Genomic DNA, 13,098 nt, shown 5'->3' with positions numbered 1-13,098 from the left:
TGCCGTCCAGTCTCATGCCGCTCAATCCGCCAGCCTTCCCTTGCCGGCCCTGCCGGCTTGTCGTGATTCGCTCGTGCCATTTGGAGCCGAGGGCCCCTGCATTGCAAGCCCGCTCATTTTGCCGAGGTGGACCACCAGGCATCAGGGAAGCCAAGGCTGTAGGCCGGAAACTCGGCCGGATGCGTGACCGTGTTCCAATAGGTGATGTTATAGGTATCACGGTAGAACAGCGGGATGACGTAGTGATTTGCAAGCAAGACCCGGTCCATCGCCTTGATCGCTGCGACCTGTTCATCCCGGTTCGGCGCGAAGATGATCATGCGAATGAGCTCATCAACGGCGGGGTTGGCTATGCCGGCATAATTGCGAGAACCCTGTTGGTTGACGGAACCGGATCCCCAATAGTCGGCTTGTTCGTTGCCCGGATTCATGGTCTCCGCCCAGACATTCCAGATCATATCGAAGTCGAAGCTGCGCTCGCGATTGACAGCTTGCGAGGCGTCGACTGTTCGCACCCGCGCATCGATACCGATTTTCCTGAGATTGTTTGCATATGGCACCGCCCAGCGCTCCAGCATGGGGCTCGACAACAGGATCTCGAAACTCATCGGCTGGCCAGTCTTGGTATTGACCATCCGGTTGCCCTTGAGCTCCCAGCCGGCTTCTTTCAGCAGTGCAATCGCCTTGCGGAGGTTGTCGCGACTCTTCTGCGGATCGCCGCCGACAGGATTGGTATAGGGCGTCGTGAAGACTTCGGGCGGAACCTTATCCTTCATGCCCAGCAGAATTTCCAGTTCTCTACCCTGTGGAAGGCCGGAGGAGGCGAGCTCGGTATTCCAGAAATAACTGTCGATGCGTTTGTAACTGTTAAAGGCAACGGTGCGATTCAACTCTTCGAAATCGAAGCCGTAGTTCAGGGCCTCGCGAACTCGCTCGTCCTTAAACAGGTCACGACGCATGTTGGGCACCAGCGCTTGTAGGATACCGGTGGCGCGTAGCGGGTTAGCAACCTCTTCCTTCTTGACGCGTCCTTCCTTCACCGCGGGAAAATCATACCCTGTCGCCCACCGGGCAGCCGTTGTCTCCTGCCAGTAGTCACTATTACCAGCGCGAAACGCTTCGAACTCGACATCCCGATCACCGAAATAGGTGTAGATGATGTTGCGGAAATTGTTCTGGCCGACATTTACATTGAGGTCCTTGCCCCAATAGTCGTCACGTAATTCATAGCGGATTGTCGCGCCGGGCGAGAAGGAAGCAATCTTGTAAGGTCCCGAACCCATCACGGGCTCGAGCGTCGTCTTTGAGATATCGCGTGGCTTGCCGTCCGGTCCCTGCCCCTCCCACCAATGTTTCGGCACGACCACCAACTGGCCGAGAATATTCGGGAGCTCCCGGTTGTTCTTTTCGTCGAAGGTGAAGGTGACGTCGCGATCGCCGGTCTTTTCGGCTTTCACCACGTGGCGGTAATAGTTCGCCGTGAGGGGGTTTAATTCCTTCGTCTTATCCAGACTGAAGATGACGTCCTCGGGTATTACCGGCTGACCATCCGCCCATTTCGCTTCCTTGCGCAGGCGGAAAGTCGCGCTCGATACGTCTGCGGGAAAAGACAGTCCCTCGGCAAGCAGACCGTAGGAGACGAGGAGCTCGTCGTCGGCGGGCTTCATCAGCGTGTCGTAAACGAGCGTCAAGCCCACCGCCGCCTGACCTTTGGCAAGCAATGGGTTGAAGGTGTCGAAGGCGCCGCTTGCGGAGAGGCGCAGGTCTCCGCCTTTCGGTGCATCGGGATTGACGTAGTCGAAATGCGTAAAGCCCGGCTTGTACTTCATCTCGCTGATGACCGAGCTTCCGATCTGAAAGGGCTGGTCCTGACCCGTTGCCGGCATCGGCGCCAGAGCACCCGCAAGCGACAGAAACAAACCGATCTTCGACCACAGAACCGCCATTCACGCTTTCCCCTGATTATTGATGGGTTCGACAATACGAAAAATACGGGCGAAAAACAGGAGAGAGTTTGGTTTTTGCCGGGCGTGCGAAATTTCGAGCATCGGGTCCGTGTTCGGAGTGGCGTCTCTTCGGGCCGCCTTCACAGCATGCGGCGATCCGTCACCGCCTCCCTCGATGGCGGCTGGCCAAAACATCGATTCACCAAAATCGCTTTTCACGATAGATTCGATCGCAAATCACTTCGGCAGCGGCTCAAGGGAACAGTATGGCTTTCGGCTTCGCTCAGGCTTTCAGGACATTCGGCAAACTGACGCTTGCCGGCGCAATCGGCGCAAGCCTTGCCGCCGGCGACGTCGGCGCGGAGCAGAAGACGCCGAGCCCGGGCAGCGCCAAGGGGCAGTTCGGCGCCGTCAGCCTGCCGACGCAAGGACCGGCGCAGCCGATCGGCTTTTACGCGAAGGGCTGCATGACGGGTGCGGTGGCGCTGCCGACCGACGGGCCGACCTGGGAGGCGATGCGGCTTTCGCGCAATCGCCGCTGGGGCAATCCGGCGATGATCGCGCTGCTCGAACGTCTTTCGCAGGATGGGGTCAAATATGCCGGCTGGCCGGGCATTCTCGTCGGCGACATTGCACAGCCGCGCGGCGGGCCGATGTTCAACGGCCATGCCTCGCATCAGATCGGCCTCGATGCCGACGTCTGGTTCACGCCGATGCCCGCGCGCCGCATGACGGCCGAGGAGCGCGAGAATCTGCCCTTCACCACCATGCTGCAAAAGGACAAGTTTCTGACCGTAGACCCGAAGGTGTGGACGCAATCGCGGGCGCGGCTGCTGATGCTGGCGGCAAGCTATCCCGAGGTGGAGCGCATCTTCGTCAATCCGGCGATCAAGAAGAAGATGTGCGACACCTGGACGGGCGACCGCACCAATCTCGGCAAGCTCCGGCCGGAATACGGCCATGACTCGCATTTCCACATCCGCATCAAGTGCCCGCCCGGTGCTGCGGGCTGCACACCGCAGGCCTCTGTCGCCGCCGGCGACGGCTGTGACAAGTCGCTCGCCTGGTGGTTCACGCCGGCGCCCTGGGCACCGCCGAAGCCGCCGAAGCCCGGCGCCAAGCCGCCAAAACCGCCGCGCGAGATGATGGTTTCCGATCTGCCCAAGGCGTGTGCCGCCGTGCTCGATGCTGCTTCCGTCGCCTCGATGCAGGCTGCCACCTATGGCGGACCTTCCGCCGCCAGCGCGCTCACCACCGCGCCGGCAGCAGCACCTGCCGCCGACGCCGACGACGCTTTGCCCGATGTCGGCCCGGTTCCGAACGACAAGCCGGCGATACAATGAGTAAGGCCCGAGGTGCGTTGTCTTTCAAATCGCAAACTCTTGGTATAGAAGCCATCAAATCGATTGAATTGCTCGGGCGGAGGGGTTGATGGCCGGCGGCAAATGCCTTGCATTGATTGCGCATGACCAGAAGAAGGACGACATGGCGGATTTCGCCCGCGCCAACAGGGACATTCTCTCCCGCTGGAAGATCGTCGCCACCGGCACGACAGGTGGACGCGTGCTCGACGCCGCCCCCGATCTCGACGTCACCAGGCTGAAAAGCGGGCCGCTCGGCGGCGACCAGCAGATCGGCGCGCTGATTTCGACCGGCGAGGTCGACGCCCTGATCTTCTTCGTCGACCCCTTGACGCCAATGCCGCACGATGTCGACGTGAAGGCATTGATGCGGCTGGCGATCGTCTATGATATTCCGATGGCGCTCAACCACGCGACCGCTATAAAACTTCTTCCCACACTCGAAGCCTGATCAGCACGGAACCGGCCATGCCAAAACCGAACAACAGCACCGCTCCGCTGCCTTTCCCGATCCTGATCGGCGATATCGGCGGCACCAATGCCCGCTTCTCCATCCTGACCGATGCCTATGCCGAGCCGAAGCAGTTTCCGAACGTGCGCACGGCGGATTTCGCCACGATCGACGAAGCGATCCAGAAAGGCGTGCTCGACAAGACGGCCGTGCAGCCGCGTTCGGCGATCCTCGCCGTCGCCGGTCCGATCAACGACGACGAGATCCCGCTGACCAATTGCGACTGGGTGGTGCGGCCAAAGACGATGATCGAGGGCCTCGGCATGGAGGACGTGCTCGTCGTCAACGATTTCGAGGCGCAGGCGCTGGCAATCGCCGCCCTGTCGGATGAAAACCGCGAACGCATCGGCGACGCTACCGGCGACATGATCGCCTCCCGCGTCGTGCTCGGACCCGGCACCGGCCTCGGCGTCGGCGGGCTCGTGCATGCCCAGCAGAGCTGGATCCCGGTTCCCGGCGAAGGCGGCCATGTCGATCTCGGACCGCGCAGCAAGCGCGACTATGACATCTTTCCACATATCGAGACGATCGAAGGCCGCGTTTCGGCCGAGCAGATCCTCTGCGGCCGCGGCCTCGTCAACCTCTACCATGCCATCTGCATTGTCGACGGCATCCAGCCGACGATGAAGGATCCCGCCGATATCACCTCTCACGCGCTTGCCGGCAGCGACAAGGCGGCCATAGAGACCGTCTCGCTGTTTGCCACCTATCTCGGCCGCGTGGCAGGCGACATGGCGATGGTGTTCATGGCGCGCGGCGGCGTCTATCTCTCCGGCGGCATTTCGCAGAAAATCATCCCGGCGCTGAAAAAGCCGGAATTCCGCATGGCCTTCGAGGACAAGGCGCCGCATACGGCATTGCTCCGGACCATCCCGACCTATGTGGTGACGCATCCCTTAGCAGCGCTTGCCGGGCTTTCCTCCTATGCGCGCATGCCGGCGAATTTCGGCGTCTCGACGGAAGGCCGCCGCTGGCGACGCTAGCCCGGCGCGCAAAGTAAATAGAGCGTCCCTGGCGCGTCCTATCCGGACGCGCGGCGCTCTAGCCAAACCGGTCCCAACTCTTTATAGACCCCGGCAAAAGTGCGTGTCGCCCTCGCGAGGCGCTTGGTCCGAGACAGGAAATCCTATTTGGAAGCGGCGGAAAGCAGAACGCAGAGCGTCAGCAGCGATACCGTAACCGGTATCCTGAAGCGCATCATCGCTGAAAACGGCCGCGACCATCTCTGGGGCTATGTCTTTGCGATTGCCTGCCTCATCGTGGTGGCGCTTTCGACGGCGTTTACCGCCTGGATCATGCGGGCGATCATCGACGAGGCCTTCGCCAATCGGCGCGCCGACGTCGTCTGGATCATCTGTCTTTCGATCTTCATCGCCTTCGTGCTGCGCGGTTTTGCGAGCTACGGCCAGGCGGTGGCGCTTTCCAGGGTCGGCAACGATATCGTCGCCCGCTACCAGCGCCGGCTCTATGCGCATCTGATGACGCTTTCGGTCGGCTTCTTCAGCGAAGCGCGCTCGGCCCATATCGCCGCGCAGGTGAGCCAGAACGTCAGCGGCATCCGCGACGTGCTCAACCTGACAATCACCTCGACGGTGCGCGATCTGCTGACCTTCGTATCGCTGCTCGCCGTGATGATCCTGCAGGATCCGCTGCTCAGCCTTGCCGTGTTCATCATGGCGCCGCCGCTGCTTTACGCGCTGCGCTATGTTTCGAAGCGGCTGCGCTCGGCGACCCGCGAGGCCGTGCATCTGAACAGCCACGTGCTCGGCGCGATGCAGGAGACGATCCAGGGCATCGCCATCGTGAAGGCCTTCACGATGGAAGAAGAACTGGAGCGCAAGGTCAACAAACTCATCAAGGGCGCCGAAAGCCGGGCCAACCGGATTGCCCGGCTTTCCGAGCGCACCTCTCCGCTGACGGAAAGTTTCGCGGGCTTTGCCGTCGCCAGCGTGCTTGCCTATGCCGCCTACCGCTCGATCTACTTTAATGTGCCACCCGGCGCCTTTTTCTCCTTCGTCACGGCGCTGCTGCTTGCCTATGACCCGGCTCGACGGCTTGCCCGCCTGCAGGTGCAGATGGAGCGCGCCGTCGTCAATGCGCGGATGATCTACGAGTTGCTCGACATGGAACCGCGCCAGCGCGACCTGCCAGATGCCCGGCCGCTGACCGTGACGCAGGCGAGGATCGAATTCCGCAACGTTTCCTTCGCCTATGGCAACGAAAGCGTCCTCAGCGGCGTGAGCTTCATCGCCGAGGGCGGGTCGACCACCGCACTTGTCGGTCCCTCGGGTGCCGGCAAATCCACCGTCATCAGCCTCATTCCGCGTTTCTACGATCCGCGCGAAGGCGAAATTCTGATTGACGGGCAGGACATCGCCCACATCACCAAGAAGTCGCTGCGCCAGCAACTCGCCTATGTCTCGCAGCAGCCCTATCTGTTCGAGGGCACGATCCGCGACAATATCCGCTATGGCCGGCCGGAGGCGACCGATGCCGAAGTGGAAGAGGCGGCCAGGCTTGCCTATGCGCATGATTTCATCTCGGCACAGCCGCAGGGTTACGAGACGCCGGTCGGCGAAAACGGCGTGACGCTTTCGGGCGGCCAGCGTCAGCGCCTGTCGATCGCACGCGCCCTGGTGCGCAATGCGCCGATCCTGCTTCTCGATGAGGCGACCTCCGCCCTCGACACCGAATCGGAAGCCGCCGTGCAGAAGGCGCTCGACGAAGCGATGACCGGACGCACCGTCGTCGTCATTGCCCATCGGCTCTCGACCGTGGTGCGCGCCGACAAGATCGTCGTCATGCAGCAAGGCCGTGTCGTCGAAGAAGGCAATCACGAGACGCTTGCGAAGGTCAGCGACGGTCTTTACGCTCGCCTCAACAACCTGCAGAGGCCCTCGGCCTCCGATTCAAACTGACCTGGTGAGACTGACATGAGCGATGCTGCGATGAAACTGGTGGTGGTTGGCGCAGCAGGACGCATGGGGCAGACGCTGATCCGGCTCATCCATTCCATCGACGGCGTGACGGTGCATGCCGCGGTCGAGCGCGCCGGTTCGCCCTTCGTCGGCAAGGATGCCGGCGAGATCGCCGGTCTCGGCCCGACCGGCGTCATCATCGGCGACGATCCGCTCAACGCCTTTCTCGATGCCGAAGGCGTGCTCGACTTCACCTCGCCCGCTGCAACGGTGGAATTCTCAGGTCTCGCCGCGCAGGCCCGCATCGTCCATGTCGTCGGCACGACGGGCTGTTTACCCGATGACAACGCCAGGATCGCCGCGGCGGCCCGCCATGCCCGCATCGTCAAATCAGGCAATATGAGCCTCGGGGTCAATCTGCTCAGTGTGCTTGCAGAGCAGGCGGCGCGTGCGCTCGACCCTGATGACTGGGATATCGAGATCCTGGAAATGCACCACAAGCACAAGGTGGATGCGCCTTCCGGCACCGCCCTTCTCTTCGGCGAGGCCGCGGCAAAGGGGCGCGGCATCGATCTGGCCTCGAAGTCGGTCCGGGTGCGCGACGGCCATACCGGCGCCCGTGAAGCCGGCACGATCGGTTTTGCGACGCTGCGCGGCGGCTCCGTCATCGGCGAGCATTCCGTGCTTTTCGCCGGAGAAGGCGAAATCGTCACCTTGTCGCACAGCGCGGCCGACCGCTCGATCTTTGCGCGCGGCGCCATCAAGGCGGCGCTCTGGGCGCACGACAAGAAGCCGGGTCTCTATTCCATGCTCGATGTGCTCGGGCTTTCTTCCTCATAACGATACTACGGAGGCATATTCATGAGCGGTACCCTCGTCCTCGTTCGCCACGGCCAGAGTGACTGGAACCTGAAGAATCTCTTCACCGGCTGGAAGGATCCCGATCTGACGGAGCTCGGCATCCAGGAAGCCAATGCCGGCGGTACGGCGCTTGCCGAATACGGGATCAAATTCGATGTCGCCTATACCTCGGTGCTGGTGCGTGCGCAGCACACGCTGAAGCTCATCCTCGACAAGGTCGGCCAGCCCGATCTCCAGACGATCCGCGACCAGGCGCTGAACGAGCGCGACTATGGCGATCTCTCCGGCCTCAACAAGGACGATGCCCGCGCCAAATGGGGCGAGGAACAGGTGCACATCTGGCGCCGTTCCTATGACGTGCCGCCTCCCGGCGGCGAAAGCCTGCGCGACACCGGCGCCCGCGTCTGGCCCTACTACCTCACCGAGATCCTGCCGCGCGTGCTCAGGGGCGAGAAGGTGCTGGTGGCCGCACACGGCAATTCGCTGCGCTCGCTGGTGATGGTGCTCGACAAGCTGAACAAAGAAGGCGTGCTCGCCCTCAACCTCGCGACCGGCGTGCCGATGGTCTACAAGCTGAAGGCGGATTCCACCGTCGCTTCAAAGGAAGTACTCGGCGACATGTCGGGCGCGCATTGATCTCAGCTGACCTTTCCCCGCTTCGGCGGGGAAAGACGCTCAGTTCTCGATGGTGAACTGCACCCGGTCGGCCGCGAAACGGCTGATCGAATATTGCACCGGCACGCCGTCAAGATCGGTATTCATTGCCTTGGCGATCAGAAGGATGGCACCGGGAGTGAGTTCAAGGTCGGCCATATCGGCTGCGCTTGCATGGGCGGCCGTCACCTCGGTCGTCGCCCGGACATAATCCGGCAGGCCGAGTTCGGCGAAAGCCTTGGTGATCGATTCCCCCGCCCGGTAGGCCTCGCCGATACCGGCGAAGCGTTCGGCCGGAAACCAGCTCGTCGCCCTTGAAACCGGCCGCTTGTCCGCCTGGCGCAAGGTTTCCAGGCGGATCACCTGTTCTCCCGGCTTCAGGCCCAGCCAGCGGGCGACCTCTGCATTCGCTTCCTCTTTCGCCTCATCGAGCAGAAGACCGCGCATTTCACGCGCCTGATCGCCGATGCCGGCGGTAAAGCGCGTGCGCCTTGTGATCGGGAAATTCAGCCGCTCCTTGCGTTCGATCAGCGTGCCGCGACCTTGTACCGCACGGACGATCCCCTCCTGCGACAGCGCCGCCAGCGCACTGCGCACCGTATGCCGGTTGACGCCGAATTGCACCGCCAACATGGTTTCCGGCGGTACCATTCCCGTTTCGTCATAGGCTCCGTTGCTGATCGCCTCGCGAATCCGATCGGCGATCTGGCGCCACAGCGCCACGCCGGTTTGCCTTTGCACCTGCTTCAATCCCGCCATTCCACCCCTGCCCGCTATTTCTCGCCTTCTGCATAATTCGATCCTGAAAACGATCCCGATTTCAGGATCGAATTATGCAGCAATTCAAAATGCTACAGCGTCCTTTGCGCGTCTGAAAAGACGCGCGGCGCTGTAGATGTCACACGCTTGTCACGACATCGATTTAGAGCTAAATGTATCTTGTATGGTTGTCTATATCAATAGACATTTTAAGGGAAGCGGCGATGATACCAGCGGACAGGACAGACGCTGCGTCACAGACGGCATCCGGGCGCAAACGCGCCGCCGATCTGCTGGCGCGTGCGGAACGCAGCGAACTCACGGCGGTCTTCGATGCGCTGCCGCAAAAGCCTGTGGCCCATCAGGTGCGCGGACCGGAGACCGGGCTGGTGATGGTGCGCGGACGCATCGGCAGCGGCGGCGCTCCCTTCAATTTGGGCGAAGTGACCGTGACGCGGGCCACGGTCCGGCTCGACACGGGCTCGGTCGGCCATGCACAGGCGCTCGGCACCGACCGCGAGAAGGCCCGGCTTGCGGCGATCTTCGACGCGCTCTGGCAGGAGGACGCGACGAAGGATTTCGTCGAACAGGCACTGCTTTTACCGATCGCCGAACGGATCGCCGATGCCGAACGCCGCAAGGCGGACGAGACGGCGGCAACCCGCGTCGATTTCTTCACCATGGTGCGGGGAGACAACTGATGGGCCTGAAGACAGAAGCTCTGACCGGTGGCTTTGCCGAGCCGGTCTTCCATGCCCAGAGCGTCTTCAAGATGCTGATGGACGGAATGGCCCGCCCCGGCACGATCCAGACCGTTCAGCCCGATGTCGCTCCGCCGGCACCGCTCGGCATCGCCGCCGGCACGATCGCGCTGACGCTTTGCGACCACGACACGCCCGTCTGGCTTTCCCATGGACTGGCGAGATCCGCCGTGCCGGAATGGCTCGGCTTCCATGCCGGCGCGCCGTTGACCAGCGAAAAGGCCGAGGCGCGCTTTGCCTTCACCGAGGCCGGCACCGCACTTTCCTCCTTCGGCCTCTTTGCATCAGGCACGCAGGAATACCCCGACCGCTCGACGACTGTTGTCATCGAGCTCGCCGAACTCGAGGGTGGCCGCAGGCTGGCCCTGATGGGTCCGGGCATCCAGAGCGTGACGGAGATCGCGCCCATCGGCCTGCCGGAGACCTTCCTGCGGCTCTGGACCGAGAACCGTGCGCTCTTTCCGCGCGGCGTCGACATCGTGCTGACGGCGGGCAAGCGTTTCCTCTGCCTGCCGCGCACCACCAAGATCACAGCAACGGAGATCTGAGCTCATGTATGTTGCCGTCAAGGGTGGCGAGGCCGCCATCGCCAATGCCCATCGCCTGCTGGCCGACCGCCGCCGCGGCGACCGTTCGCTGCCGGCGATCGGCATCGAACAGATCGTGGCGCAGCTGGCGCTCGCCGTCGATCGCGTCATGGCCGAGGCCTCGCTTTTCGACCGCACGCTCGCAGCACTTGCCATCCGCCAATCACGCGGCGATATGATCGAGGCGATCTTCCTGCTGCGCGCCTACCGCACGACACTGCCGCGTTTCGGCTATTCCAGGCCGCTCGACACGGCTGATATGACGATCGAACGCCGCATCTCGGCGACTTACAAGGATCTGCCGGGGGGCCAGTTGCTCGGCCCGACCTTCGACTATACCCACCGGCTGCTCGATCCCTCGCTGCTTTCTGACGAGGCGGTCGAGACGCCCGCGCTGCGCGCAGCCGAGACCGGCCGCGTCATGCGCGTCTCCGAAATCCTCGGCGAAGAGGGCCTGATCGAGGCCGATGGCGACATGCCGGAAGATCACGAAATCGGCGACCTGACCCGCGAGCCGATGGAATTCCCGATGACCCGCGATCTGCGCCTGCAGGCGCTTGCCCGTGGCGACGAGGGCTTCCTGCTGGCGCTCGGTTATTCCACCCAGCGCGGCTATGGCCGCAACCACCCCTTCACCGGTGAAATCCGTATCGGCGACGTCGAGGTGGAATTCGATGTGCCGGAACTCGGTTTCGCCGTCTCGCTCGGCATTATCCAGATCACCGAATGCCAGATGGTCAACCAGTTCAAGGGTTCGGCCAAGGCGCCGCCGCAATTCACCCGTGGCTACGGCCTGGTCTTCGGCCAGAGCGAGCGCAAGGCGATGGCGATGTCGCTGGTCGACCGGGCGCTTCGCGCCGAAGAGCTCGGCGAGGATATCACCGCGCCGGCACAGGACGAGGAATTCGTCATCTCGCACTCCGACAACGTCCAGGCGACGGGCTTCGTCGAGCACCTGAAGCTTCCGCATTATGTGGATTTCCAGGCCGAACTCGATCTCGTCCGCCGCATGCGCCGCGAATTCGAAGCCACCCGCAACGGTGGCGAAGACATGAAGGAAGCCGCCGAATGACCGATCTGGCCAGCTACAACTTCGCCTATCTCGACGAACAGACGAAGCGGATGATCCGCCGGGCCATCCTGAAGGCAATCGCCATTCCCGGCTACCAGGTGCCCTTCGCCTCGCGCGAAATGCCGATGCCCTACGGCTGGGGCACCGGCGGGGTTCAGGTGACGGCCTCGATCATCGGACCTGATGACGTGCTGAAGGTCATCGACCAGGGTGCCGACGATACGACCAACGCCGTTTCCATCCGCGCCTTCTTCCAGAAGGTCGCCAATGTCGCGGTGACGACGCATACCAAGGATGCGACGATCATCCAGACGCGCCACCGCATTCCCGAAGAAAAGCTCGGGGTCGGGCAGGTGCTCGTCTACCAGGTGCCGATCCCCGAGCCGCTGCGCTTCCTCGAGCCACGCGAGACCGAGACGCGCAAGATGCACGCGCTCGAAGAATACGGTCTCATGCATGTGAAGCTCTACGAGGATATCGCCCATAACGGCCGCATCTCGCGGACTTACGCCTATCCGGTGAAGGTCCACGGCCGCTATGTCATGGACCCGTCGCCGACGCCGAAATTCGACAATCCGAAGATGCACATGTCGGACGCGCTGCAGCTCTTCGGCGCCGGACGCGAGAAGCGCATCTATGCGGTTCCGCCCTATACCGACGTCGTCAGCCTGGATTTCGAGGACTATCCCTTCGATATCCAACGTTTCGATAAACCCTGCGCCCTTTGCGGTGCGGAGGATGTCTATCTCGACGAAGTGGTTCTCGACGACAAGGGCGGGCGGATGTTCGTCTGCTCCGACACCGATCATTGCGAAGACCGCCGCGCGCACGGACATGCCGGCGAGATGCTGGCCCGGGAGGCTGCAGAATGAGCGATACGCCGCTTCTCAAAGTCCATGACGTTTCGAAATTCTACGGCAACCGTATCGGCTGCCGCGACGTCTCCTTCGAGCTCTGGCCCGGCGAAGTGCTGGCCATCGTCGGCGAGTCCGGCTCCGGCAAGACGACGCTGCTCAACTGCCTCTCCACCCGGCTGCTGCCGAGCACCGGCAGCGTCGAATATCACATGCGCGACGGCAGCTACCGCGACCTCTACCGCATGAACGAGGCCGAGCGGCGCTTCCTGATGCGCACCGATTGGGGCTTCGTGCACCAGAATCCGGCGGATGGCCTGCGCATGACGGTGTCGGCCGGCGCCAATGTCGGCGAACGGCTGATGGCGATCGGCGACCGGCACTACGGCAAGATCCGCGCTTCGGCGATCGACTGGCTCGAACGCGTCGAGATCGACGCCGACCGCATCGACGATCAGCCGCGCGCCTTTTCCGGCGGCATGCGCCAGCGCCTGCAGATCGCCCGCAACCTTGTCACCGGGCCGCGGCTCGTCTTCATGGACGAGCCGACCGGCGGCCTCGACGTCTCGGTGCAGGCGCGCCTGCTCGATCTGGTCCGCGGCCTCGTCAACGATCTTGGTCTCTCGGCCATCATCGTCACCCACGATCTCGCCGTCGCCCGCCTGCTCTCGCACCGGATGATGGTGATGAAGGACGGCTACGTCATCGAACACGGGCTTACCGACCGCGTGCTCGACGATCCGCGCGAACCCTACACGCAGTTGCTCGTCTCCTCGATCCTGCAGGTCTGAGGTCCTAAACCAAGGAAGAAGAA

The 13,098-nt window shown here is 62.7% G+C and carries 14 protein-coding genes; 11 read left to right on the top strand and 3 right to left on the bottom strand.

Annotated features, from left to right (window positions below):
- Positions 1-113: 113 nt before the first annotated feature.
- A complete protein-coding gene (locus AB8B31_RS22635) occupies positions 114-1,946 on the bottom strand; it encodes an extracellular solute-binding protein (RefSeq protein ID WP_065277009.1) in 1,833 nt (610 codons plus the stop codon).
- Positions 1,947-2,165, bottom strand: a complete 219-nt coding sequence (locus AB8B31_RS22630) for a hypothetical protein (RefSeq protein ID WP_128408464.1) — start codon at positions 2,163-2,165, stop codon at positions 1,947-1,949.
- Positions 2,166-2,212: 47 nt separating this feature from the next.
- On the opposite strand from AB8B31_RS22630, the gene mepA reads away from it, so the two are divergent.
- The 6 genes from mepA (at position 2,213) to AB8B31_RS22600 (ending at position 8,233) form a co-directional block, all read left to right on the top strand.
- Positions 2,213-3,289, top strand: a complete 1,077-nt coding sequence (mepA, locus tag AB8B31_RS22625) for a penicillin-insensitive murein endopeptidase (protein ID WP_065277011.1) — start codon at positions 2,213-2,215, stop codon at positions 3,287-3,289.
- A gap of 88 nt (positions 3,290-3,377) precedes the next feature.
- Entirely contained in the window at positions 3,378-3,758 is a 381-nt protein-coding gene (locus tag AB8B31_RS22620) for a methylglyoxal synthase (RefSeq protein ID WP_003583482.1), read from the top strand.
- Between the two features lie 17 nt (positions 3,759-3,775).
- Entirely contained in the window at positions 3,776-4,801 is a 1,026-nt protein-coding gene (locus AB8B31_RS22615) for a glucokinase (protein WP_113541791.1), read from the top strand.
- 147 nt (positions 4,802-4,948) lie between these two features.
- Positions 4,949-6,736, top strand: coding sequence for an ABC transporter ATP-binding protein (locus AB8B31_RS22610; protein ID WP_028731824.1), 1,788 nt, complete (start codon positions 4,949-4,951; stop codon positions 6,734-6,736).
- Between the two features lie 15 nt (positions 6,737-6,751).
- On the top strand, positions 6,752-7,576 hold the full coding sequence (gene dapB, locus AB8B31_RS22605) for a 4-hydroxy-tetrahydrodipicolinate reductase (protein ID WP_128408463.1): 825 nt from the start codon (positions 6,752-6,754) through the stop codon (positions 7,574-7,576).
- Positions 7,577-7,597: 21 nt separating this feature from the next.
- Positions 7,598-8,233, top strand: a complete 636-nt coding sequence (locus AB8B31_RS22600) for a 2,3-bisphosphoglycerate-dependent phosphoglycerate mutase (protein ID WP_028731826.1) — start codon at positions 7,598-7,600, stop codon at positions 8,231-8,233.
- 39 nt (positions 8,234-8,272) lie between these two features.
- Here the strand turns inward: AB8B31_RS22600 and phnF are convergent, their stop codons facing one another.
- Entirely contained in the window at positions 8,273-9,010 is a 738-nt protein-coding gene (phnF, locus tag AB8B31_RS22595; RefSeq protein WP_028731827.1) for a phosphonate metabolism transcriptional regulator PhnF, read from the bottom strand.
- Between the two features lie 224 nt (positions 9,011-9,234).
- Here phnF and phnG point away from each other — a divergent pair, with 224 nt between their 5' ends.
- Genes phnG through phnK form a run of 5 tightly spaced genes read left to right on the top strand, consistent with a single transcriptional unit; the run spans position 9,235 to position 13,075 of the window.
- Positions 9,235-9,711 (top strand): phosphonate C-P lyase system protein PhnG, encoded by a 477-nt coding sequence (gene phnG / locus AB8B31_RS22590; RefSeq protein WP_065277015.1) that lies wholly within the window; start codon positions 9,235-9,237, stop codon positions 9,709-9,711.
- Positions 9,711-10,319 carry a phosphonate C-P lyase system protein PhnH gene (gene phnH, locus AB8B31_RS22585; protein ID WP_065277016.1) on the top strand — a complete coding sequence of 203 codons (609 nt, stop codon included), beginning with the start codon at positions 9,711-9,713 and terminating at the stop codon, positions 10,317-10,319. The genes phnG and phnH overlap by 1 nt, the downstream gene beginning before the upstream one ends.
- A 4-nt stretch (positions 10,320-10,323) precedes the next feature.
- Complete coding sequence (locus AB8B31_RS22580) at positions 10,324-11,430, top strand: carbon-phosphorus lyase complex subunit PhnI (RefSeq protein ID WP_028731830.1); 1,107 nt, start codon at positions 10,324-10,326, stop codon at positions 11,428-11,430.
- The gene (locus AB8B31_RS22575) at positions 11,427-12,302 is read left to right on the top strand and encodes an alpha-D-ribose 1-methylphosphonate 5-phosphate C-P-lyase PhnJ (RefSeq protein WP_003544415.1); all 876 of its coding nucleotides are present in this window, start codon (positions 11,427-11,429) and stop codon (positions 12,300-12,302) included. Before AB8B31_RS22580 ends, AB8B31_RS22575 begins: the two co-directional genes overlap by 4 nt.
- Positions 12,299-13,075, top strand: a complete 777-nt coding sequence (gene phnK / locus AB8B31_RS22570; RefSeq protein WP_003544413.1) for a phosphonate C-P lyase system protein PhnK — start codon at positions 12,299-12,301, stop codon at positions 13,073-13,075. The genes AB8B31_RS22575 and phnK overlap by 4 nt, the downstream gene beginning before the upstream one ends.
- The last annotated feature ends 23 nt before the right edge of the window (positions 13,076-13,098 follow it).

The organism is Rhizobium sp. 62_C5_N11_2 (genome assembly GCF_051811185.1).
Lineage (GTDB): Bacteria > Pseudomonadota > Alphaproteobacteria > Rhizobiales > Rhizobiaceae > Rhizobium > Rhizobium leguminosarum.
The sequence above is the reverse complement of the archived record's forward strand: the minus strand, read 5'-3'. Positions and strand labels throughout refer to the sequence as shown.